Source organism: Microbacterium sp. NPDC055502, assembly GCF_053643635.1.
The window spans coordinates 1,831,298-1,854,261 of record NZ_JBSHKJ010000001.1 but is presented as its reverse complement, the minus strand read 5'-3'; the positions used below and the strand labels follow the sequence as shown (position 1 = coordinate 1,854,261).

The following is a 22,964-nucleotide window of genomic DNA, read 5'->3' as shown; positions in this document are numbered from 1 at the left end:
TCTGTTTGAGAAGTCTGCTTCGGTGAGCCGGGGACACGGCGGTCCCCGGCTCCCGAAGGATTAGATCTCGTCGATCGAGGCGGCCTCGAAGCGGCTGGAGATGTTGATACCGAGTTCCTCTGCGGCGCGGAACGCCTCGTCGTCGGTGTCGCGGAGGTTGACCAGCGTGCCGTCGGCCGAGAGGACCTCGACGTTCAGGCAGAGCGACTGCATCTCCTTCATGAGCACCTTGAACGACTCCGGGATGCCGGGCTCCTGGATGTTCTCGCCCTTGACGATCGCCTCGTACACCTTGACGCGGCCGAGGATGTCGTCGGACTTGATCGTGAGGAGCTCCTGGAGGGCGTACGCGGCGCCGTAGGCCTCGAGGGCCCACACCTCCATCTCACCGAAGCGCTGTCCACCGAACTGCGCCTTACCACCGAGCGGCTGCTGGGTGATCATCGAGTACGGACCGGTGGAGCGGGCGTGGATCTTGTCGTCCACCAGGTGGTGGAGCTTCAGGATGTACATGTAGCCCACGGAGATCGGCGCCGGGAACGGCTCGCCCGAGCGGCCGTCGAACAGCTGCGTCTTGCCGCTCGAGTCGATCAGGCGCAGGCCGTCACGCGTCGGGAGCGTCGAGTCGAGCAGACCGGCGATCTCCTCCTCGCTGGCGCCGTCGAACACCGGGGTCGCGACCTTGGTGCCGGGGGCGGCCTCGAAGGCCTGCTCCGGCAGCTTGGCGGCCCACTCCGGGGTGCCCTCGACCTTCCAGCCCTGCTTCGCGATCCACCCGAGGTGGGTCTCGAGCACCTGGCCGAAGTTCATTCGACCCGGGATGCCCAGCGGGTTGAGGACGATGTCGACCGGCGTGCCGTCCGAGAGGAACGGCATGTCCTCGACGGGCAGGATCTTCGCGATGACACCCTTGTTGCCGTGACGGCCGGCGAGCTTGTCACCCTCGGTGATCTTGCGCTTCTGGGCGATGTAGACCACGACGCGGCGGTTCACGCCGGAGCCGAGCTCGTCGTCGCCGTCCTCGGCGTTGAACTCCTTGACGGCGATGATCGTGCCCTGCTCACCGTGCGGCACCTTCAGCGACGTGTCGCGGACCTCGCGGCTCTTCTCGTTGAAGATCGCGCGGAGCAGGCGCTCCTCGGCCGACAGCTCGGTCTCACCCTTCGGCGTGACCTTGCCGACGAGGATGTCGCCGGGGCGGACCTCGGCACCGATGCGGATGATGCCGCGCTCGTCGAGATCCTTCAGCAGCTCGGGGCTGACGTTGGGGAGGTCACGGGTGATCTCCTCCTTGCCGAGCTTGGTGTCGCGGGCGTCGACCTCGTACTCCTCGATGTGGATCGACGAGAGGGTGTCGTCCTTCACCAGGTCCTGGCTCAGGATGATGGCGTCCTCGAAGTTGTAGCCCTCCCACGTCATGAACGCGACGAGGAGGTTCTTGCCGAGGGCCAGCTCGCCGTTCTCGGTGGCGGGGCCGTCGGCGATGACCTCGCCGACCTCGACGCGCTCACCGGCCGACACGACGACCTTCTGGTTGTAGGAGGTGCCCTGGTTCGAGCGGTCGAACTTGCGCAGGTGGTACTCCTGCGTGCCGCCCTCGTCGAGCATGACCACGACGCGGTCGGCGGAGACCTCGGAGACGACACCGGCCTTCTCGGCGGTGATCACGTCACCCGCGTCGATGGCGGTGTAACCCTCCATACCGGTGCCGACGAGCGGCGAGTCGCTGCGCAGCAGCGGCACGGCCTGGCGCTGCATGTTGGCGCCCATGAGCGCGCGCTGCGCGTCGTCGTGCTCGAGGAAGGGCACGAGCGAGGTCGCGACCGACACCATCTGGCGCGGCGAGACGTCGATGTAGCCGATCTCCTCCGGCAGGAACAGGTCGACCTCACCGCTACCGCCCTTGGGGCGCGCGAGCACGTGGCTCTCGCGGAAGCGACCCTTCGCATCGAGCGGCGCGTTGGCCTGCGCGATGTTGAAGTCGACCTCCTCGGACGCCGTGAGGTAGTCGATCTGCTCGGTCACGACACCGTCGACGACCTTGCGGTACGGGGTCTCGATGAAGCCGAACGAGTTGATGCGCGCGAAGGTCGCGAGCGCACCGATCAGGCCGATGTTCGGGCCTTCCGGGGTCTCGATCGGGCACATGCGGCCGTAGTGCGAGGGGTGGACGTCACGGACCTCGACGCCGGCGCGGTCGCGGCTCAGACCACCGGGGCCGAGGGCCGAGAGGCGGCGCTTGTTGGTCAGACCCGCGAGCGGGTTGTTCTGGTCCATGAACTGCGACAGCTGCGAGGTTCCGAAGAACTCCTTGATCGCGGCGACGACGGGGCGCACGTTGATCAGCGTCTGCGGCGTGATGGCCTCGATGTCCTGCGTGGTCATGCGCTCGCGGACGACGCGCTCCATGCGGGACAGACCCGTGCGGACCTGGTTCTGGATCAGCTCGCCGACCGCGCGGATGCGACGGTTGCCGAAGTTGTCGATGTCGTCGGTCGCGAGACGGATCTCCGTCTTCTTGCCGCCGCGGATGCCCTCGAAGGTCTCCTCGGTGCCGGCGTGCAGACGCACCAGGTACTTGATGGTCGCGACGATGTCCTGCACCGTCAGCACCGACTCCGTCAGCGGGGTGTCGAGACCCAGCTTGTGGTTGATCTTGTACCGGCCGACCTTGGCGAGGTCGTAGCGCTTCGGGTTGAAGTAGAAGTTGTCGAGCAGCGCGCGGGCGGCCTCGGCGGCCACCTGCTCGCCCGGACGCAGCTTGCGGTAGATATCGCGCAGCGCGTCTTCCTTGGTGACGATCGTGTCCTTCGCGAGCGTCTCCTCGATGGAGGTGTAGCCGGCGAACTCGGCCAGGATCTCCTCGCTGGTCATGCCCAGCGCCTTGAGGAAGACCGTGACGGACTGCTTGCGCTTGCGGTCGACGCGCACGCCCACCTGGTCGCGCTTGTCGATCTCGAACTCGAGCCAGGCACCGCGGCTCGGGATGACGCGCGCCGAGACGATGTCCTTGTCGGAGGTCTTGTCGGGCGTCTTGTCGAAGTAGACACCGGGCGAGCGGACGAGCTGCGACACGACGACGCGCTCGGAGCCGTTGATGATGAACGTGCCCTTGTCGGTCTGCAGGGGGAAGTCGCCCATGAAGACCGTCTGCGTCTTGATCTCACCCGTGAGGTGGTTCATGAACTCGGCCTCGACGTACAGCGGCGCGGCGTAGGTCTTGCCACGCTCCTTGCACTCCTCGATCGAGTACTTCTCCGGCTCGAGGTACGGGTTCGTGAACGACAGCTGCATCGTCTCGCCGAGGTCCTCGATCGGGGAGATCTCCTCGAAGATCTCGCCCAGACCGCTGTTCTCGTTCACGTCGGTGCGACCGGCGGCCTTCGCCTCGGCCACGCGCGCCTTCCAGGCGTCGTTGCCGACGAGCCAGCCGAAGGACTCGGTCTGCAGAGCGAGAAGGTCGGGGACCGTCAGCGTGTCGGAGATCTTGGCGAACGAAAGACGGGAAGCTCCGCGTCCGTTCTTGGTGGTGGTGGATGTGGATGCGTTGGGAGCAGCAGCCAAGGGAATAACCTCCGTGAGCCCCGCAGGGCTTCTCGATTCCTTTGTCGTCAGGTGGAGTTCGCGCTCGAGAGCTCAACGGATGCCGACCACCATATGAGGGCAGGGAGGAGCGAGCGCAACTACCAACTATACCCACGATTCCGCGACATGGCAAGCACAGTCCTTGACCAATCTCAGAACCTGCGGTATTGGCGCTCGCTCCCCCGTCTCAGGACGCGATGCCGAGCTCGTTGCCCGGGATCGAGGCGAGCAGGCGCCGCGTGTAGGGGTCGCGCGGATTCGTGAAGATCTCCTCCGACGTCGCCGCCTCGACCAGCTTCCCGTCCTTCATCACGCACACGTAGTCGCTGATGAGCCGCACCACCGCGAGGTCGTGCGAGATGAACAGGTAGCTCAGGCCGTACTCCCGCTGCAGGTCGCCGAGCAGCCGCAGGATCTGGTCCTGCACCAGCACGTCGAGCGCCGACACCGGCTCGTCGCACACGATGAGGTCGGGCGAGAGCGCGAGCGCCCGGGCGATCGCGACGCGCTGCCGCTGACCGCCCGACAGCTCCGACGGGTAGCGGCGCAGCATCGACTGCGGCAGCGCCACGTCGTCGAGCAGCTGCCGCACGCGCTTGCGACGGTCGGCGCCACTCCCCCGCCGATAGAACTCCAGGGGCTCGGCGATCAAACGCTCGATCGTGAACATCGGGTTCAGGCTCGAGTACGGGTCCTGGAAGATCGGCTGCACGCGCTGCCGGAACTCCTTTGTCTCCGCACGATTCAGCGATGCGATGTCCTTGCCCTCGTAGCGGATGAGTCCGCTCGTCGGCTCGATCAGCTTGAGCAGCATGCGGGCGGTCGTCGTCTTGCCCGAGCCGGACTCTCCGACGATTGCGACCGTCTCGCCGCGCGGGATCGCCAGCGACACGTCATCGACGGCCACGAAGTCCTCGTGCTTGCCCCGCACCGGATACACCTTCGTGAGGTTCTCGATCTCGACGATGTGGTCGCGCGGCTTCTCCTCCGCTGCGGGCAGCTCCGCGGCGGACGTGTCGCGCACGAACGCCTCCGGCCGCAGCCGGGCGACCGCGACCGAGGGCGCCGCCTTCACGAGCGACTGCGTGTACGGGTGCTGCGGGTCCTCCAGGATCTGCCGCGCGGGCCCCTGCTCGACCACCTTGCCGCGGTGCATCACCACGACCCGCTCCGCCCGCTCGGCCGCGAGACCGAGGTCGTGCGTGATGAGCAGCACCGCCGTGCCGAGCTCGCGCGTCATCTCGCCGATCTGGTCGAGGATGGTCTGCTGCACCGTGACGTCGAGCGCGCTGGTGGGCTCGTCGGCGATCAGCAGCCGCGGCTTGCACGCCAGCCCGATCGCGATCAGCGCGCGCTGGCGCATACCGCCGGAGAACTCGTGCGGATACTGCTTGGCGCGGCGCTCCGGGTCGGGCAGGCCCGCGGCCGTGAGCGCCTCGACGACCTTCCCCTGCACGTTCTGCCGCGTGGCCAGGCCGTGCGCGAGCAGCGTCTCTGCGACCTGCGTGCCGATCTTGGCGACCGGGTTGAGGTTCGACATGGGGTCCTGCGGGACCAGGCCGATGTCGCGCCCCCGGATCGTGCGCAGCTCGTTCTCCGAGGCGTGCGCGATCTCGCGGCCGTCCAGGCGGATACTGCCCGCCGCGACCTTCCCGCCCCCGGCGAGCAGCCCGATGATGGCCATCGCGGTGGTGGACTTGCCCGACCCGGACTCACCCACGATCGCGACCGTCTCGCCCGGTCGGATCTCCAGGTCGACGCCCTCGACCGCGTGCACGACGCCGTCCATGGTGGCGAAGTCGACCGCCAGTCCCTCGACCGACAGCAGCGGCTCGTCCGACATGCGGTTCTCCCTCGCGGCGCGCGCGGCGCCCTCGTCTCGCGTGTTCATCGTGCCCTCGTCCTCGGGTCCATGGCCTCGCGCAGCGCCTCGCCCAGCAGGGTGAAGCCGAGCGCCGTGACCGCGATGCAGATGCCGGGCAGGAACGCCAGCCACGGCGCGATCGCCAGCTCCGCCTGGGCGTAGGTGAGCATGCGCCCCCACTCGGCGGTCTCGGGGCGGCCGCCGCCGAGCCCGAGGAACGACAGCGCCGCCGCGTCGATCACCGCGGTCGCCAGCGTCAGCGTGCCCTGCACGATCACGGGGCCGATCGCGTTGGGGAGCACGTGCGACATCGTGATCCGGCCGCGGCCGAGGCCCAGCGTCTGCGCCGAGAGCACGTAGTCGCTGGAGCGCTGCTGCAGCATCGACGCCCGCAGCAGCCGCGCGAAGATCGGCACCTGCGAGGCACCGATCGCGATCATGACCGCGAACGGCGTCTGGCCGAGGATCGCCGCGATCGACACCGCCAGCAGCAGGTTCGGCACGGACAGGATGATGTCGACCACGCGCATGATGACCGTGTCGACCCAGCCGCCGAACGTGCCGGCGATGAGCCCGAGCAGCATGCCGCCGACGAGCCCCATCGCGGTCGAGACGACACCGATGAGCAGCGACGCCTGCGCGCCCCAGATCAGCTTCGAGAGCACGTCGCCGCCGAAGCGGTCGAGCCCGAGCGGGAACTCCGGCAGCTCGCCCGGTCCGGGGATGTGCGTCGGGGTGATGAACTTCGCGCCGGGGAGCGCGGTCTCCGGATACGGGGCGATCACCGGTGCCAGCAGGGCGATTGCCAGGAAGACGAGCACGATGACCGCGCCGATCCATGCGGTCGGGTTGCGGCGGAGTCGACGGAACACGTCGCTCCAGAAGCCGCCGCCGTTCTTCAGATCGGCCTGCGCGATCGCGACGGTGTCGATGCTTCCCCCGCTCTCGGCGGAGGGTCCCTGTGCGGGTGGGAGGGCGATGCTCATGCGACCGCCTCCTTTCGGACGATGAGGAGAGACATCACTGCACCCTCACTCTCGGGTCGATGAAGCTGTAGGAGACGTCCACCGCCAGGTTGATCAGCGCGTACGCGATCGCGATGAAGATGATGAAGCCCTGGAGCACCGGGAAGTCCCGCGTGAAGATGGCCCGCGCCAGGAACGAGCCGATGCCGGGGAACGCGAACACCGTCTCGGTGAGCACCGCCCCCGAGATCAGCAGTCCCGTCTGCAGACCGATCGTGGTGATCACCGGCAGCATGGCGTTGCGCAGGATGAAGCGGCTGCGCAGCGTCGACGAGCCGACGCCCTTCGCGCGCCCGGTGCGGACGTAGTCGGCGTTCTGCACCTCGAGCACGCTCGCCCTTGTGATGCGCACGATGATCGCCAGCGGGATCGTGCCGAGCGCGAGCGCCGGGAGGATGAGGTGCAGGATGGCGTCCCACGCCGCGTCGAACTCGCCGGTGATGATGCCGTCCCACACGTAGAACCCGGTGGGATGCGTCGCGTCTATCCGCGGGTTCTGCCGCCCGTCGGACGGCAGCCAGCCCAGCTGCACCGCGAAGACGTACTTGAGGATGAACGCCAGGAAGAACACCGGGATGGTGATGCCGATCAGGCTCAGCACGACCGAGGCGTGATCGGTGAACTTGCCGTGTCGCCGCGCGGCCCAGTAGCCGAGCGGGATGCCGACGCCCACCGCGAAGATGAGCGCCATGACGCTCAGCTCGATCGTGGCGGGGAACCGGCGGAAGAACTCCTCCACCACCGGACGGTTGGTCTGGATCGAGGTGCCGAAGTCGCCCTGCAGCAGGCGCGTGATCCAGATGAAGTACTGCTCGATGAGCGGCTTGTTGAAGCCGTAGAGCTCGTTGACCCTGGCGATCGCCTCGGGTGTGGCCTTCTCGCCGAGGAGGGCGACCGCGGGGCCGCCGGGAAGGGCCCTGACCCAGGCGAACAGCAGGATGCTGAGCCCGAACAGGGTGGGGATGAGGAACAGCAGTCGCCTGCCGATGGTGCGCAGCACGAAGATCTCCGTCGATCAGGCCCGTCGTCTCGCTCCGCTCGTTCAGGGACCGAACCGGGATGGTGTTTCCCGATCCGGTCCCTGAACGAGGAGCGGAGCGACGAGACGAAGGGGTCTCGGTCGGTCAGGCCGTTACTTGGTGAGGACGATGTCCGTGAAGACCTCGTCGTTCACCGGGCTGGCAGGGTAGCTCTTCACGCGCGGATCGAACGCGAGCGTCGGAGCCGGGTGCGCGAGCGGGACGCCGGGGATGAACTCCGCCACCATCTCGTTGATGTCCTCGTACAGCGCGGTCTGCTCCTCCAGGTTGGACACGCCGCGAGCCTCGGTCAGCTTCTGGAACAGCTCCGGGTTGTCGAAGCCCCACTCCGAGCTCTGCTGGCCGAAGAACACGCCGACGAAGTTGTCGGTGTCGTTGTAGTCGCCCGTCCAGCCCAGCAGGTGGATGCCGTGGTCGGAGGTGCCGGTCGTGCGGTCGAGGTACTCGACCCACTCCTCCGACACCGGGGTGGTCTCCACGCCGACCTCGGACAGCTGCGACGACAGCACCGTGAAGATCTGCTCGGGGTCCGGCATGTAGGGACGCGACACGTTGACCGGGTAGTTGAAGGTGAGCTTCAGCGGGTTCGACTCGTCGTAGCCGGCCTCCGCGAGCAGAGCCTTGGCCTTCTCGGGGTCGTAGTCGTAGGTCGTGACGTCGGGGTTGTAGCCGTTGACGACCTCGGGCACGAACTGCGTGGCCTTCTGCGTGCCCTCGGGCAGCACCTGGCTGATCAGCGCGTCCTTGTCGACCGCGTACGAGAGGGCCTCGCGCACCTTCGGGTCCTGCAGCTCGGGCACGGCCTGGTTGAACGCCAGGTACAGGATCGTGAACGGCGGGCGCGACACCATCGTGAAGCCGTCGTCCTCGAGCGCCTTGGTGTCGGCGGGACCGACGAGGTCGTAGCCGTCGATCGAGCCGGACTCGAGCGCCTGGCGGCGGGCCGTCGGATCGTCGATCGTGCGGAAGATGATCTCGTCGACCTGACCCGCGTCGCCCCAGTAGTCGTCGTAGGCCTTGAGCGTGACCTGCTCGCCCGGCGCCCACTCCTCGAACTGGTACGGGCCCGTGCCGACCGGGTGGCCCATCGCGTACTCGGACAGCTGCGGCGCCTCGGCCGACCCGCCGACCTCATCGGCGCCGAACTCCTGCATCGCGGACGGGCTCTGCATGCCGAACGCGGGCAGCGACAGCGAGGCGATGAACCCGGCGAACGGCTTGTTCAGCTCGATCGTGACGGAGTTCTCGCCGTCGGGCGTGCACGACTTGTAGACGGCGTCGGCGGGGTTCGACGCGTAGCCCTTGAAGAGCTTGTTGTAGTAGTAGCCGAACGCCTCGGAGGCGGCCAGACCGGTCCAGTTGTACCAGCGGTCGAAGTTGTAGCAGACCGCCTCGGCGTTGAACGGGGTGCCGTCCTGGAAGGTCACCCCCTCCTTCAGCTGGAACGTGTGCGACATGCCGTCCTCGGACGACTCCCACGACTCCGCCAGCAGCGGCGCGGGGTCGGCGGTGCCCGGCTCGGTGCCCACCAGACCCTCGAAGATCTGGCGGGAGACGCGGAACGTCTCGCCGTCCTGCGCGAACGCGGGGTCGAGGCTCGCCGGATCGGACGACGCGGCGAAGACGAACGTGCCGTCGACGTCGCCCGAGCCCTCCGAACCGTTGTCGCCGCGCTCGCTGGCGACGCATCCGGCGAGAGCGAGAGCCGCGATGGCCGCTCCGGTGACGGCGACGATCCCTCGCCGACGCATGGCTGACTGGTGCATTGTGTGACCTTCCCTGTCGGGCGCTTCGATGCGCGTACCCGGGGCGTCGTCGCCCCGGAGACGGTGATTCCTCGAAGGTACCCAGCCGGATCGCGGATGCCAAATAGCCGGAGGTTGCGATCCGGTATCGACACGCGCGGGACTCGGGATCGGGTACCGTCGAGAACGTGCCAGAGTCCACCCCGCTCGCCGTCTGCTTCGGCGAGGGCATGGTCGCCCTCGTCCCGGCCACCGCCGGTGCCCTGGAGATCTGCCGCACGTTCGACCGGTCGCTCGCGGGCGCGGAGTGGAACACCGCGATCGCGCTCGCCTCGGCGGGAGTCGACACGGCCGTGGTCTCGCGCGTGGGCGACGACGGGTTCGGCCGGTTCCTGACGGGCGAGCTCCGCGCCCACGGCGTGGACGACAGCGCGATCGAGGTCGATGCGGACGCGCCGACCGGGCTGTACGTCAAGGAGCTGTCGCCCCGGCCGGACGGCACGGTCGAGGGCACGATGCACTACTACCGGGCAGGGTCGGCCGCCGCCGCACTGTCTCCGCGCACCCTCGAGACGCCCGCGGCCGCTGCCCTCCTCGCCCGTGCCGCGCTCGTGCACACCTCGGGCATCACGCCAGCCCTGTCGGACTCGGCCGCCGCCGCGCAGGATGCGCTGTTCCGCGACCACCGTCCCGCTCACGCGCTGCTGAGCTTCGACCTCAACTGGCGTCCGGCGCTCTGGCGCGGGAGGGAAGACCACGCGAAGCGCCTGCTGGGCGGACTCGCCCGCGACGCCGACGTGCTGTTCTGCACCAGGCCGGACGCCGCGGCGGTGTTCGGCACGAGCGACCCCGACGCCCTCCGCGCGCTGTTCCCCGAGCCGCGGTTCGTCGTGGTGACCGACCCGGCCGGCGCCGTGGCGTTCGACCGCGGGGATCGCGCGCAGAGCGACGCCCTCGACGCGCCCGTCGTGGAGACGATCGGCGCGGGAGACGCGTTCGCCGGCGGCTTCCTCGCCGGGGTGCTCGCCGGGCTCTCGCTCAGCGGCAGCCTGGCCCGTGCGCACCGCATCGCCACGCGCGCGATCGCCAGCACCCGCGACCACGTGGACTGAGCCTCCCTGCCGTCACCCCCCTACGCGCGGCGCGGACGGCGCGGCGGCACGGCATCGTGCGTGCGCTGCAGGGACACGGCCACCGGCTCCCCGCGGTGCTGCACCACGCGCACGAACAGCACGTCGATCAGGGCGAGCTGTGCGATCCGACTCGACATCGCCGCCATGCGATACGGCGACTCCTGCGCCTGGCTGAGCAGCACCACGTCCGCCACCGCCGCGAGCGGGGAGTCCGCATCGCTGGTCACGGCGACCGCGAGCGCTCCGGTGTCGCGCGTCACCTCCAGCGCCCTGACCGTCTCGGCCGTCTCCCCGCCGTGCGAGAAGGCGATCGCGACGTCCTCGGGCGAACGCAGCGACGCGGTCGTGATCGCCAGGTGCGGATCGGCGGAGTGCGACACCGAGCACCCGATGCGCGACAGCTTCAACTGCAGATCCTGCGCCGTCAGCGACGACGCCGCCTGACCGAACAGGTCGATGTGGCGGGCGGCCACCAGCGCACGCGCGACCCGGTCGAGGGCGGCCTCATCGAGCGCACGGGCGGTCTTCTCGATCGCGTCGATCTCCTGCGCCGCGAGCTTCGCCGCGATCGCGCCTGGCCCGTCGTGCGGATCGATCGCGGTGGTGTCCAGGCCGAAGCGCGCCTGCTGCGCCTGGGCGAGCGTGACCGAGCGGGCGACCGCGACCCGCAGCTCGCGGTAGCCGCTGAACCCCAGCGACTGGGCGAACCGCGCCACGGTGGACAGCGACGTGCGGCACAGCTGCGCCAGATCGTTGATCGCGAGGTCGACGACGAGCGTGGGGTCGCCGAGGATGGTCTCGGCCACGCGGCCCTCGGCCGCGCTCAGCCTGGGCAGGGAGCGCCGCACCGTGGCCAGAACGTCGTCGTCCATGCGCTGATCCCGTCTCAACCGGCGGTGGTCGACCTCTGCCGTAGCGGGAAGCGACCCAGGAGTGCCTCCCGTGCGGTCTGCGCCCCGAGCCTGCTGGCCGCCCCGACCTCGACGGTCGGCAGGGGAAGCGGGGTGCGGGCGGGGAGCCCGACGTTCACCACGACCGCGTGCGGGTCGCGGGCGGCGGTGCGTTCCACGAGAGCGCGCTGTGCCGGCTCCGCGTCTGGCCGGTCCACCAGCACCACCGTGGTGCCAGGGGCCGCGACGACCTCGGCGATCACGTCGTCCTGCTCCGTCACAGGACGCGCGGCGACATCGAGCCGGACGCGCACACCGTCGCCCGCGAGGGCGCTGGCCACGTACGACGCGGCGCTGTCGACGGCGAGGGTCGAGCGACGGCGGGCGTCGATCACCGCGAGCGCCTCGGCCGACTCCGGCGTCGCGCCCACGAGGGTCACCGCGCGCCGGGCGATGTCCTGCGCGTCGAAGCCGTCCACGGGCTGCTGCCCGGCGTGCTCGCGGGCAGCCTGCGCCTGCAGCTTCGCGGCGAGGGCGGCCACGCGTCCCGCGGCCTCCTCCACGCGCTCGCGCGACAGCGAGCCGTCGCGCAGCGCAGCCACGATCCCGTCGCGCGCAGCACGGAAGTCGCGCAGATCCTGGTCGGGCAGCGCCGCCTCGCCGGGGTTGGTCGGATTGCCGATGCACAGCAGGTCGACGCCGGCGGCGAGGGCACGTGCCGCGCCGCCGCCGAGCCCGACGGTCTCGCGGATCGCGGCCATGTCGAGCGCGTCGGTGATGATCACGCCGTCGAAGCCCCAGTCGCGCAGGATGCCGAGCACGCGCGGGTTGAGGGTCGCCGGAGCGTCGCCCCACCCGGGAACCACGATGTGCGCGGTCATGACGGCGTCGACGCCCGCCTCCACCGCGGCACGGAACGGCTCCAGGTGCTCGCGCTCGTACTCGTCGAGGTCGAGGTCGATCCGGGGCAGCGCATGGTGCGAGTCGACGTGGGTGTCGCCGTGACCCGGGAAGTGCTTCACGCACGCCGCCGCCCCGCCGTCCTGGATGCCGTCGAGCATCGCGACCGCGTGGCGCGACACGAGCTCCGTGTCCGCGCCGAAGGACCGCACGCCGATGACCGGGTTGCGATGATCGGTGTTGACGTCGGCGACCGGGCCGAGCACGACGTTCCCGCCCACCGCCCGCACGCGGCGGGCGAGCTCCGCACCGGTGCGCTCCGAGGCGACGAGATCGTCGAGCGTGCCGAGCTGCGCCGCGCCGGGGAGCGTGGAGCCGGTGGCCGACTCCAGGCGCGTGACGCTGCCGCCCTCCTCGTCGACGCCGATCAGCGCCGCGGGGTTCGCGTCGAGGATCTGGGCGCTCAGCGCCGGCAGCCCCTCTCCGACGTTCTGCCCGAAGTACACGACACCGGCCAGTCCATCGCGCAGCTCATCGAGAAGCCACGCGGGCGCCTCCGTACCGAGGAAGCCCGGCCACAGCACGCCGTTCGCCAGGCGCTCCAGCTCGTCGGTCATCCCTTCACCGCCCCGGCGACCATGCCGGCGGAGAGCCGACGCTGCACGATCACGAAGAAGATCATGACCGGCACGGTGATGATGGTCGATGCGGCCATGATGCTGCCCCAGTCGTTGGAGTAGAGGCCGAAGAACGACTTGAGGCCGATCGACACCGTGTACTGGTCGGTCTGGGCACCGAGGATCGTCATCGCGAAGATGAACTCGTTCCAGGCGGTGATGAAGCTGAAGATGCTGGTCGCGACGAGACCCGGCATCACGAGCGGCAGCAGCACCGAGCGGAACATGCGCCACCAGCTGGCACCGTCGATGTACGCGGCCTCCTCCAGCTCGACGGGCACGGCGGCGACGAAGCCGCGCAGCATCCAGATGCCGAACGCGAGCGACAGCGCCACGTACACCACCATCAGACCGATGATGCTGTTGAGCAGGCCGAGGCTCTTCACCTGGAGGAACAGCGGGATCACGAGCGCCTCGAGCGGCACCATCTGCACGACCAGGATCATCATGAGGATCGTGGTGCGGAACTTGAAGCGGAAGCGCGCGACGGCGACCGCCGCGAGCAGGCACACCAGCGCGCTGACGAGCACCGTGACGAGCGCCACGATGGCGGAGTTGCGCAGGTAGGTGCCGAAGCCGCCCTCGGTGAGCACGAAGGCGAAGTTGTCGAACGTGAACTCCTGCGGCAGGAGCGACTGCCCACCGCTGGAGGCCTTGCCGTCGAGTGCGCTGGAGACCATCCAGTACACGGGGAACAGCGTGAAGATCAGGACGGCGGCGACGCCGATCCCGAGACCGATGCGGGAGCGGAGCCGGGGGCGCGGGTTCACAGCTCGTCCTCCTTCATGAGCGACCGGATGTACACGATCGTGATGCCGATCAGGACGAGGGTGAGCAGCACCGCGAGCGCGGCGCCGAAGCCGTAGCGGTTCTGCCCGAACGACTCCACGTACGACCACACGCCCAGGTTCAGCACCTGGCGGTTGCCGCCGCTTCCGCCGGGCATCAGGTAGACCTGCGCGAAGACCTTGAAGTCCCAGATGGTCGACAGGATGATGACGACCGAGAACACGGGCTTGAGCGTGGGGAAGATGATCTTCCAGAACCGGCGCCATGCACCGGCGCCGTCGAGGGCCGCGGCCTCCAGCATCTCCTTCGAGACGCCGAGGAGCCCGGCGAGGACCGTGATCGCCACGAACGGGAAGCCGTGGTGGACGACGTTGAGCAGCACGATCGCGTAGAACGACCACTGGTTGGTGAACCAGTTGACCTGGCCGTCGATGAGGCCGAGGTCCTGGAGCACCGAGTTGAAGATGCCGCGGTCGGCATCGAAGATGAACGTCCAGACGTAGGTGCCGGTCACGGCGGGCATCGCCCACGCGACCATGATGCAGCTGGACACGATGGTGCGCCACACGGTGCCGAGGCGCGCGAGCAGCAGCGCGACCAGGGTCCCGAGTGCGACGGTGGTGAACACCGCGACGGCCGCGAAGCCGACCGTGTTGGGGAGCACCACCGTCCACAGGGTCGGGTTGGTGAGCGCCTCGACGTAGTTGTCCAGGCCGATCCAGTTGTTCTCGCCGGTGTTGATCTCGCGCAGTCCGTAGTCCTGCAGCGAGTAGATGAACACCTGGACGAGCGGCCAGAGCATGAGCACCGCGAGGATGATCAGCCCGGGCGCGAGGAGAAGCCAGGGACGGGCCGTGACGAGCGAGAGTCCTCGCTTCTTCCGGCCGCCGGCCACGGAGGCGGAGGTGGACTCCGCCTTCGTGGCCGGCAGTGGCGCTTGCACCATCGACATGGAAGGAGTGGTTCCTTACTGGTTGAGCAGTTCGGTCATCTCCGCAGCGGCGTCCTTCGTCGCGGTCGCGACGTCCTTCTGCCCGCTGAGGATGGCCTGGATCATGGCGTTGGTCGTCTTCTTCGCCTGCACGGCGCCGAAGTTCGGGGTGACCGGGACGGACGCGCCGCCGTCGACCATCTGCTCCGCGAACGGGGCGACGAGCGGGTCGGTCGAGGCGAGGGCCTCCTCCATCGCGGACTGCACGCCCGGGAAGTAGCCGGTCTCGTCCGACCACTGCTCGGCGAACTTGCCGGTGGTCATGAGCTTGACGAACTCCCACGCCAGGTCGGCGTTCTTGGTGGTGTTGAAGATCGACAGGTGCGAGCCGCCGAGCACGGACGGGGCGATGCCGCCGTCCTGGCCGGGGATGACCGCGGCGCCGATCTTGCCCTCGAGCTCGGGGTTGGCCTCGACGAGCGCGTTCGGGGTCCACGATCCGGAGAGCATCATGGCGACGTTGCCCTGCGTGAACGCGTCACGGAGGTCGGTCTCCTTCCAGGTGGTGGCACCCGCGGAGGAGAAGCCGTGCTCGGTGGCCAGGCCCGTGTAGAACTCGATGCCGGCCTGCGACTCGGCGCTGTCCAGCTCGCTCGTCCAGGTGTCGCCGTCCTTCGTGGCGATCTCGCCGCCGGCGCCCCAGACCCAGGGGTAGACCTGGAACTCGGCGTCGCCCGCGACCGGGAAGGGCAGCATGTCGGGCTTGGCGGCCTTGATGGCCTCGCCCGCGGTGACGATGTCGTCCCACGTCTTCGGAGCCTCGAGCCCGAGCTCCTCGAAGACATCGGTGCGGTAGACGATCGAGCGGACGCCGGCGTACCACGGCATGCCGTAGAGCTCGTCGTCGTACGTGCCCGCGACCGAGAGGCCCTCGACCAGGTCGTCGCGCAGGCCCTTCTCGCCGTCGACGTACTCGTCGATCGGGAGGAGCGCGCCGGCGTCGGCGAACTCGGCGGTCCAGGTGGTGCCGGTCTCGGCGATGTCGGGGGTGGTGCCGCCGGCGATCGAGGTGACGAAGCGGTCGTGGGCGTCGGCCCACTGGATCTCCTCGATCTTGACGGTCGCGCCGGTCTCCTCCTCGAAGGCCTCGGAGACCTTGTCGTAGAACGCGGTCGCGTCGGGGTTGGTCCCCTTCATGATCCAGACGGTGAGCTCCTTGCCCTCACCGTCGGCCGAGCCGTTGTCGCCACTGCCGCCGGCACAGCCGGCCAGGGCGATCGTGGCGGCGGCGCCGAGCGCCACTGCCGGAAGAATGCGCTTGTGCATGAAGGGATCTCCTCTTTGAAAAGTCCAGGTAGGCATCGGGTGCAGACCGGGGGATAGGAAAAAGTATCCACGACTAACTAATTCGCTGCAAGTTCCTCCCAGAATCGTCACACCCCCGTAACATCGGGCTCCGCCGGTAGGCTCGCGCCTATGCCACGCCGCGGACACGACGCCGATCGCCCGACCATCGCCCGCCACGCCCCGCAGCGCACGCGCAGCACCGCCGGACGGGTCTTCCGGCTCCTCGGCATCTCCCTCGCCGTCGTGCTGGTCTCCGTCATCGGCGTCGGCACGTTCCTGATCGTCGACCTGTTCGCCCGCATCGGCGACGACGCCGTGGTGCTGGAGGGAGCCCCCGAGGTCGACCCGCCCACCATCGGCGCCTATCCCGCCGACAAGTCCTTCAGCATCCTGATCGCCGGGACGGACGAGTGCGGAGAGCGCGCGACCGCGCTGTTCGCGGAGCGGTGCGAAGAGGCCGACGGACTCCGCCGCAACGACGTCACCCTCCTCGTGCACGTCTCGGCCGAGCCCCGCAACGTCACGGTCGTCTCGCTCCCCCGCGACCTCGGCGTCGAGGTGCCGGAGTGCACCCGGCCCGACGGCTCCGTCGCATCGGCCATGCAGAAGGCGCGCATGAACTCCCTGTTCGAGCACGCCGGGCTCTCGTGCGTCGCGAAGACCGTCAGCACGCTCGGCGACATCCCGATCGAGTTCGCCGCCGCCATCAGCTTCGACGGCGTGATGGCCGTGACCGACGCGATCGGCGGCGTCGAGGTGTGCATCGCGGGAGAGGGCATCCGCGACCGGCACACGGGCATCGACTGGCCCGCGGGCATGCGCACCGTGTCGGGCGTCGAGGCACTGCAGTTCATCCGCACCAGGCACGGCGTGGGCGACGAGAGCGACCTGGCACGCATCTCCAACCAGCAGCAGTACATGTCGCGCCTCGCGAAGAAGGTGCTCAGCGAGGAGACGCTCACCGATGTGCCGAAGGTGCTGCGCATCGCGAACGCCGTGGCCGACAACATCGACCCCAGCGAATCGCTCAACGACCCGCTCCGGCTCGCGCAGCTCGCGCTCGCCCTGAAGGACGTGAAGTTCAGCGACTTCGTCTTCGTGCAGTACCCCAACGTCGTCGACCCCGACGACGACGACCGCGTGGTGCCCAACGAGGCCGCGGCCGAACAGCTGTGGGCGGCCATCAAGTCCGGACAGCCGCTGCAGCTGACCGGCGACGTGGCGACCCGCCGCGGCGTGGAGCTCGTGACACCGGCGCCGGGCGAGACCGACGGCACCGCCGCGACCCCCGCGCCGGGCGAGACGCCCGACGCGCGGGCCACCCTGCCCCCGGACGTCTCCGGTCAGACGCTCGAGCAGGAGACGTGCGCGGTCGGCAACCAGCGCTGAGCGGTCGGCGCAGCGCGTAGGCTCGGAGCATGGGCCGGACGCGCGCGCGAGACACCGAGCACCCGCAGACCCGGCTCGATCACGGCGGCATCGCCCGCATCGTCCCCTCCGAGTTCACGAGCGGCTTCGAGCTCATCGTCGACGACACCCCGCAGTCGCACGTCGACCTCGACGACCCGACCCACCTGCACTTCGAGTACATCGTGCGGATGGGCGCCGTGATCGACCAGCTGCCCGCCGGTCCGCTCACCGCCGTGCACCTCGGTGCCGGCGCGCTCACGATCCCCCGCTACATCGAGGCCACGCGAACCGGCTCGCGCCAGCAGGTGATCGAGCTGGAGGCACCGCTCGTGCAGCTCGTCCGGGAGCACCTCCCCCTCCCGAAGGGCGCGGCCATCCGGCTGCGCATCGGCGACGCACGGGAGGGTGTGGGGCGCCTGCCCGCCGCACTGCACCACGCCTGCGACCTGGTGGTGTCGGACGTGTACTCCGGCGCGCAGACGCCCGCCCATCTCACGAGCGTCGAGTTCTACCGCGAGCTCTCCGGGCTGCTCGCCCCCGGTGGCGTGCTGCTGGTGAACGTCGCGGACGGACCGGGGCTCGCGTTCGCCCGGCGCCAGGCCGCGACCATCGCCGCCGTGCTGCCCGAGCTCGGCATCCTCGCCGACACGCAGGTGCTCAAGGGACGGCGATTCGGCAACCTCGTGCTCGCGGCATCCGCCGCGCCGCTGCCCACCGAGTGGCTGCCGCGACTGCTCGCGGCCGGGCCCCACCCCGCCAAGATCGCCCAGGGCGCGGAGGCGGAGGCGTTCCTCCAGGGAGCTCGCGTCGTGACGGACGCGGACGCCGTCGCGTCGCCCCGCCCTGACGCATCGCTGTTCCTGCGCTGACCAGGGCGCGCCGCCTTCGAGACCGCGCAGACGCCAGGCACACTGGACGGGGACGCGGCGGGGACGCATCAGAAGGAGAGCAATGAGTTTGATCCGGGGTTACGACCGGGAGACCCTCCGCGAACTGGTCGATCTCGACGAGTGCGCTGCCCGCCTGACCGAGATCGAGGAGCAGCGCTCCCTGCCCGCACTGCTCGAGCGCGTGTGGCTGCTGAAGGTGCTCGACCGTCTCGACGAGGCGCTCGTGCTCGCCGAGGAGACCGTGCGCCAGGCGCGGATGGCCGGAACCCGCCGGGACGTGCTGCGCGCCCGTGTGCTGCACGCCACGATCCTGCAGTACCGCGGCGCCCATGCGGCCGCCGAGCAGGAGCTGGCCACGTGCGCCTCCGAGGCCGAGGGGCAGCGCTGGCTGTCGATCGCCGCGTTCGCCTACCAGCACCACGGCAAGAACGCCTACGAGGCCGGCGACTTCGACACCGCGCGGGAGAGCTTCAAGCAGTCGCTGTTCCTGCGGCGCGAGTCGGGCGCGGCCGACAGCGAGCTGGAGACCGTGCTGCTGGCGATCGAGGCCGCCGAACGGCACCGACCGTCGCAGCTCATCGCGGGCTGAGCCGCAGCACCCCGATGTCCCCGCCGTGGATTACCCTGAGCCCATGGCGGAACTGACCCGAGTGCGCGTCTGGGGCGAGGCACTGATCCGGCTGCACCTCGACGACAGCTGGACGTTCGACTTCGACCATGCCAAGCGCCGTGCCGGGCAGTGCGACTACACGAACAAGCGCATCACGGTATCGCGCTACCTCGCCGCCCGCTTCGAGGACGACGAGATCCACCAGGTCCTGCTGCACGAGGTGGCCCATGCGCTCGCGGGTCACGCGGCGGCGCACGGCCCCGCCTGGAAACGCGTCGCCGCCGACCTCGGCTACGTCGGCGGCACCACCCACCACGGCGAGACCGCGGTCGAACTGGCGCCGTGGGTGGGGCACTGCCCCGCGGGGCACGTGACCTATCGCCACCGCCGCCCGACGCGGGCCACCTCGTGCGCCCGGTGCTCGCGCACGTTCGACTCCCGGCACCTGTTCGCCTGGACGCGCCGCGAGATCACCACGGACGCCCGACTCGCTGCGCAGCTGCCGCGCTGACGACGCCCGCGGCTCCAAGTCTCCGCGCAGTCGCCGTCCGCCGTGACCCGGCTCAGGCGGGATCGGGGTCGCGCGACTCCGGCGCCTCGGCGGGATCGTCCGCCGCCGACGCCTCCGGGGCACGCGTGGCCGCCGCACCCGGTTCCGGCACGGCCGCGGGGAACGCCGCCGCCGACGGGCGGGTCTGCGGCGCGGAGGCCGAGCCCCGGTCGGACGACGCGCGCAGACGCCGCACCAGCGCCGCGAGCCCGCGCCAGCCCACCAGGAACAGCCCCAGCACGATCGACGCGACCACGATGAAGGGCACCTCGGCCGTGTCGCCGCTCAGCACTCGCAACAGCATGCCGCCCGCGACCGTGACGACCCACACGACGGCACCCCACGCCAGCGACCACGGTCGCCGCGGTCGTGCCGGGAGCAGCAGCGCCACCGCGTATCCGACCAGCAGCGCGGCCAGGAAGGGCCAGGCGGTGAGGAGGAACCCGGCCGGGTCTTCTTGATGGGATGCCCGCCCGATCGCGGCGAAGACCAGGACGAGCACGGCGTCGACGATGAGAGCGGGGAGGTATCTCATGCCCCGACCCTACGCCGCGCCACCGTCATCGGCTCGCCGGCGCGGCGGACCGCCGTGTGACCGGTGGCACCGCGCGCTCAGGTGTGGCGGACGAACCGCCCCTCGCGCAGCACCGGCACCGCGTCGATCGCATCCAGTGCCGCAGCCTCGACGGGGGCGAGGGGGGTGAGCCCCGCAGCGGTCAGGCGCTCCGTGGCCGCGACGCCCGCCGCGAGCTCGCGCGCGGAGCCGGTGGCCCCCACCAGGTGCCGCAGCGCCCGCCGCAGCGCCCGGAAACCCTCGGCCGCGACGGCCGCATCGGGTGCCGTGTGGTCGATGCCGCGGTCGGTGAGCGCCGCCGCGATCGCTCCGGCCCCCAGCAGGTCCTCCGCGGCGAAGCGCAGCTCCCCTGCCTCGTCGAGCTCTCCCGCCGGGATGATCGCGACCGAGGTGCGGCCCTGACGACGCTCCTGCTCCGCCTGCACCGCTGCGGCCACGGCCCGGGCGTTGCGCAGCGAGCCGAGCAGCACCGTGGCCTCGGCCGGAGCAGCGGCCGCGACCGCCGCCCCGTTGCGCGACCACTCGAGCGCTCCGGCCAGCGGGACCTCGGCGCCCTCCGCGACAGCCTCCGCCACGACGGACGAGAACCGCAGCACGTCGACCACCACGATCACGTCGGACGGCGCGAGCCGCCGGAGCCCGGCGACCCCCCAGTCGAGGCGGACCTGATACGTGGACTGATCGAACGGCGACGGCACCCGTCCAGCCTAGGGGCGTCAGTCCGCGGCGAGCGCCTCGACCGGTGCCACGCGCGTCGCGAGGCGCGTGGGCGTCGCGGCCGCCACGAGCGTGAGGACCGCGGTCGCAGCGACGATGATCACGACCGGCAGCCACGGCACCTGCGGGGCGACGAGGCCGGCCGGGGTGAACTCCGGCAGCGTGGGCACCGAGCCGAGCAGCGACTGCGCCGCGATCCAGCCGTAGGCCACGCCGAGCACGAGCCCGGTGAGGGTCGCGGCGACCGTGATGTGCGTCGCCTCCAGCAGCACCAAGCGGCGCACCTGTCCGTTGGAGAGGCCGATCGACCGCAGCAGCCCCAGCTCACGCCGACGCTGCACGACCCCGATCGTGAGCAGGTTGACCAGGCCGACCGCGGCGATCACCGCCGACACCGCCACGAGCACCATCATGATGGCCGCGAAGGCGTCGAACGGCGCGAAGAACTCCGGCGGGATCTCCTCGGTGGTCTGGCTCATCATGAGGCGCTTGGCGGACTCGAGGGCCACGGCGAACATGGTCACGAGGGTCACGCCCATCACGACGCCGATCGCCATGCGCGACGAGCGCTCCGGGTAGCGGAGGGCGTTCTCGGCCGCGAGCCGTGCGGTCGCGCTCGATCCGAACAGGCGACCGACGAGCCGCAGCACGGGCGGCATGAACAGCACCGACCCGAGCGCGAGCCCGGTGAACGACAGGATGCCGCCGAAGAACGCCACGACCACGCCGAGCGGGGTCACGAGCCCGAGGATCACGCCGCCCGCGAGCAGCGCGGCACCCGAGATCAGCAGCACCCACGCCCCCACGTGGCGCCCCGTCCGGCCCGAGACCTCATCGTGCGTGCGCTCGACCGCTCCGCCGAGCGCCTGCAGCGGCGTGACAGCGAGCACGCGGCGCGACCCCACCCACGCGGCCGCCCACGTCGTGAGCGCGACGCCGATCGCCGGGAGTGCGAGCGCGGGCTGCGCGAGCGTGAAGTCCGTCGGGGCGTTGGCGACGAACCGTCCCCCGATCTCGACGGCCGCTGCGGAGAGCGCGAGACCGGCGAGGAGCCCGATGGCGGCACCGAGCAGACCCACCATGAGTCCCTGTCGTCCGACCTGCCCGCGCTGCGAGCGCGCGGTGGCACCGATCAGGCGCAGCAGGGCGATCTGACGGGTGCGGCCGGCGATGATGGTCGAGAACGTGTTGGCCGTGACGATCGCGGCGACGTACATGGCCACCGCGGTGAGCAGCACCGAGAGGATCGCGACGACGACGGCGAGGGTGCCGCTGTCGCCGATGAACGGGTCGGACTGGAGCACCGCGCCGATGTAGGCGGTGATCTCGACGAGGAAGACACCGAAGGCGGCGGACAGCGCCGCGACCAGGATGCTCGCACCCATGCCGCGGTCGCGCAGCCAGCCCAGGCGAGGACCGGTCGCCCTGGTCTCCGGGACGACGGTCGCGACGGCGGTCATGCCGTCACCTCGGCGGCCAGCATGTACGCGGAGATCTGCTCGGCGGTCTGGCGGGGGTGGTCGGCGACGATGCGGCCGTCGCCCAGGTACAGCACCCGGTCGGCGTGGCTCGCGGCGATCGCGTCGTGCGTGACCATCGCGATGGACTGGCCGTGCTCGCGGCTCGCGGAGGCGAGCAGGCGCAGCACCTCCCGGCCGGTCTTCGAGTCGAGGTTGCCGGTGGGCTCGTCGGCGAACACGAGGTCGGGGGCCGTGGCGAGCGCCCTGGCGATCGCGACGCGCTGCTGCTGGCCGCCCGACAGCTGGTGGGGACGGTGCCCGAGGCGCGGCCCGAGACCGAGGGTGTCGATGAGGCCGTCGATGCGGGCCCGCTCGATCGCGCTCGGCCGGCGACCGTCGAGCTCGAACGGCAGCAGGATGTTGCCGAGGGCGTCGAGCGTGGGCACCAGGTTGAACGCCTGGAAGATGAAGCCGACGCGGCGGCGGCGGAGCAGCGTGAGGTCGAGGTCGCTCAGCCCCGTGATCTCGGTGTCGCCGATCCACGCCCGGCCCTCGGTGGGGCTGTCGAGCCCGGCCATGATGTGCATGAGCGTGGACTTGCCGGAGCCGGACGGCCCCATGATCGCGGTGAACTGGCCGCGGCGGATGCCGACGCTCACGTCGTCGAGCGCGTGGACCGTGCCCTCACCGGAGCCGTAGGTCTTCTTCAGGTGCTGGACGCGGGCGGCGAGCCCGAGGTCGCTGGTCGTGATCTCCATGTCCTCGACGCTATTTCCGCCGTCCAGGGCACCGCGTCGGCCATCGGGAGCATCCCGATACATCGGAAG

Annotated in this window: 19 protein-coding genes; 5 read left to right on the top strand and 14 right to left on the bottom strand. The window is 70.2% G+C overall.

Features of this window, described 5'->3' with window-relative positions; genetic code table 11:
* Positions 1 to 60 precede the first annotated feature (60 nt).
* The 5 genes from rpoB to ACWH95_RS09035 form a co-directional block, all read right to left on the bottom strand.
* Positions 61 to 3,564, bottom strand: a complete 3,504-nt coding sequence (rpoB, locus tag ACWH95_RS09055) for a DNA-directed RNA polymerase subunit beta (RefSeq protein ID WP_136031622.1) — start codon at positions 3,562 to 3,564, stop codon at positions 61 to 63.
* A 208-nt stretch (positions 3,565 to 3,772) separates the two neighbouring features.
* Positions 3,773 to 5,476, bottom strand: coding sequence for an ABC transporter ATP-binding protein (locus ACWH95_RS09050; RefSeq protein ID WP_206251716.1), 1,704 nt, complete (start codon positions 5,474 to 5,476; stop codon positions 3,773 to 3,775).
* Positions 5,473 to 6,435 (bottom strand): ABC transporter permease, encoded by a 963-nt coding sequence (locus ACWH95_RS09045; RefSeq protein WP_136031619.1) that lies wholly within the window; start codon positions 6,433 to 6,435, stop codon positions 5,473 to 5,475. Before ACWH95_RS09045 ends, ACWH95_RS09050 begins: the two co-directional genes overlap by 4 nt.
* 34 nt (positions 6,436 to 6,469) lie before the next feature.
* Complete coding sequence (locus ACWH95_RS09040) at positions 6,470 to 7,474, bottom strand: ABC transporter permease (RefSeq protein WP_136035908.1); 1,005 nt, start codon at positions 7,472 to 7,474, stop codon at positions 6,470 to 6,472.
* 132 nt (positions 7,475 to 7,606) lie between these two features.
* Positions 7,607 to 9,280: an ABC transporter substrate-binding protein gene (locus ACWH95_RS09035; protein WP_136032298.1), complete on the bottom strand. Its 1,674-nt coding sequence runs from the start codon at positions 9,278 to 9,280 to the stop codon at positions 7,607 to 7,609.
* A 167-nt stretch (positions 9,281 to 9,447) separates the two neighbouring features.
* Between ACWH95_RS09035 and ACWH95_RS09030 the strand changes: the two genes are divergently transcribed.
* The gene (locus ACWH95_RS09030) at positions 9,448 to 10,371 is read left to right on the top strand and encodes a sugar kinase (protein WP_136035909.1); all 924 of its coding nucleotides are present in this window, start codon (positions 9,448 to 9,450) and stop codon (positions 10,369 to 10,371) included.
* Positions 10,372 to 10,391: 20 nt separating this feature from the next.
* On the opposite strand, the gene ACWH95_RS09025 is transcribed toward ACWH95_RS09030, so the two are convergent.
* From ACWH95_RS09025 to ACWH95_RS09005, 5 genes are read right to left on the bottom strand one after another with little or no spacing between them, the layout of a single operon-like run.
* Positions 10,392 to 11,264, bottom strand: a complete 873-nt coding sequence (locus ACWH95_RS09025) for a MurR/RpiR family transcriptional regulator (protein WP_136032295.1) — start codon at positions 11,262 to 11,264, stop codon at positions 10,392 to 10,394.
* Positions 11,265 to 11,278: 14 nt separating this feature from the next.
* Positions 11,279 to 12,799, bottom strand: a complete 1,521-nt coding sequence (locus ACWH95_RS09020; RefSeq protein ID WP_378803415.1) for a glycoside hydrolase family 3 protein — start codon at positions 12,797 to 12,799, stop codon at positions 11,279 to 11,281.
* Positions 12,796 to 13,629: a carbohydrate ABC transporter permease gene (locus tag ACWH95_RS09015; RefSeq protein WP_136032291.1), complete on the bottom strand. Its 834-nt coding sequence runs from the start codon at positions 13,627 to 13,629 to the stop codon at positions 12,796 to 12,798. The genes ACWH95_RS09020 and ACWH95_RS09015 overlap by 4 nt, the downstream gene beginning before the upstream one ends.
* Positions 13,626 to 14,600, bottom strand: a complete 975-nt coding sequence (locus ACWH95_RS09010; RefSeq protein ID WP_136032289.1) for a carbohydrate ABC transporter permease — start codon at positions 14,598 to 14,600, stop codon at positions 13,626 to 13,628. Before ACWH95_RS09010 ends, ACWH95_RS09015 begins: the two co-directional genes overlap by 4 nt.
* Positions 14,601 to 14,615: 15 nt before the next feature.
* The gene (locus ACWH95_RS09005; protein ID WP_136032286.1) at positions 14,616 to 15,905 is read right to left on the bottom strand and encodes a sugar ABC transporter substrate-binding protein; all 1,290 of its coding nucleotides are present in this window, start codon (positions 15,903 to 15,905) and stop codon (positions 14,616 to 14,618) included.
* A 150-nt stretch (positions 15,906 to 16,055) separates the two neighbouring features.
* On the opposite strand from ACWH95_RS09005, the gene ACWH95_RS09000 reads away from it, so the two are divergent.
* The 4 genes from ACWH95_RS09000 (at position 16,056) to ACWH95_RS08985 (ending at position 19,347) form a co-directional block, all read left to right on the top strand.
* Positions 16,056 to 17,315: an LCP family protein gene (locus ACWH95_RS09000; RefSeq protein WP_136032283.1), complete on the top strand. Its 1,260-nt coding sequence runs from the start codon at positions 16,056 to 16,058 to the stop codon at positions 17,313 to 17,315.
* Between the two features lie 29 nt (positions 17,316 to 17,344).
* Complete coding sequence (locus ACWH95_RS08995) at positions 17,345 to 18,205, top strand: spermidine synthase (RefSeq protein ID WP_247638391.1); 861 nt, start codon at positions 17,345 to 17,347, stop codon at positions 18,203 to 18,205.
* An 82-nt stretch (positions 18,206 to 18,287) separates the two neighbouring features.
* Positions 18,288 to 18,815 carry a hypothetical protein gene (locus tag ACWH95_RS08990; RefSeq protein ID WP_136032279.1) on the top strand — a complete coding sequence of 176 codons (528 nt, stop codon included), beginning with the start codon at positions 18,288 to 18,290 and terminating at the stop codon, positions 18,813 to 18,815.
* Positions 18,816 to 18,858: 43 nt separating this feature from the next.
* Complete coding sequence (locus ACWH95_RS08985) at positions 18,859 to 19,347, top strand: SprT-like domain-containing protein (protein ID WP_136032277.1); 489 nt, start codon at positions 18,859 to 18,861, stop codon at positions 19,345 to 19,347.
* Positions 19,348 to 19,399: 52 nt separating this feature from the next.
* On the opposite strand, the gene ACWH95_RS08980 is transcribed toward ACWH95_RS08985, so the two are convergent.
* From ACWH95_RS08980 to ACWH95_RS08965, 4 genes are all read right to left on the bottom strand, one after another.
* The gene (locus ACWH95_RS08980) at positions 19,400 to 19,921 is read right to left on the bottom strand and encodes a DUF3054 domain-containing protein (protein WP_206251722.1); all 522 of its coding nucleotides are present in this window, start codon (positions 19,919 to 19,921) and stop codon (positions 19,400 to 19,402) included.
* Between the two features lie 77 nt (positions 19,922 to 19,998).
* On the bottom strand, positions 19,999 to 20,658 hold the full coding sequence (locus ACWH95_RS08975) for a 2-phosphosulfolactate phosphatase (protein ID WP_206251723.1): 660 nt from the start codon (positions 20,656 to 20,658) through the stop codon (positions 19,999 to 20,001).
* 18 nt (positions 20,659 to 20,676) lie between these two features.
* Complete coding sequence (locus ACWH95_RS08970) at positions 20,677 to 22,137, bottom strand: ABC transporter permease (RefSeq protein ID WP_247638390.1); 1,461 nt, start codon at positions 22,135 to 22,137, stop codon at positions 20,677 to 20,679.
* The gene (locus ACWH95_RS08965; protein WP_136029774.1) at positions 22,134 to 22,895 is read right to left on the bottom strand and encodes an ABC transporter ATP-binding protein; all 762 of its coding nucleotides are present in this window, start codon (positions 22,893 to 22,895) and stop codon (positions 22,134 to 22,136) included. The genes ACWH95_RS08970 and ACWH95_RS08965 overlap by 4 nt, the downstream gene beginning before the upstream one ends.
* Between the last annotated feature and the right edge of the window lie 69 nt (positions 22,896 to 22,964).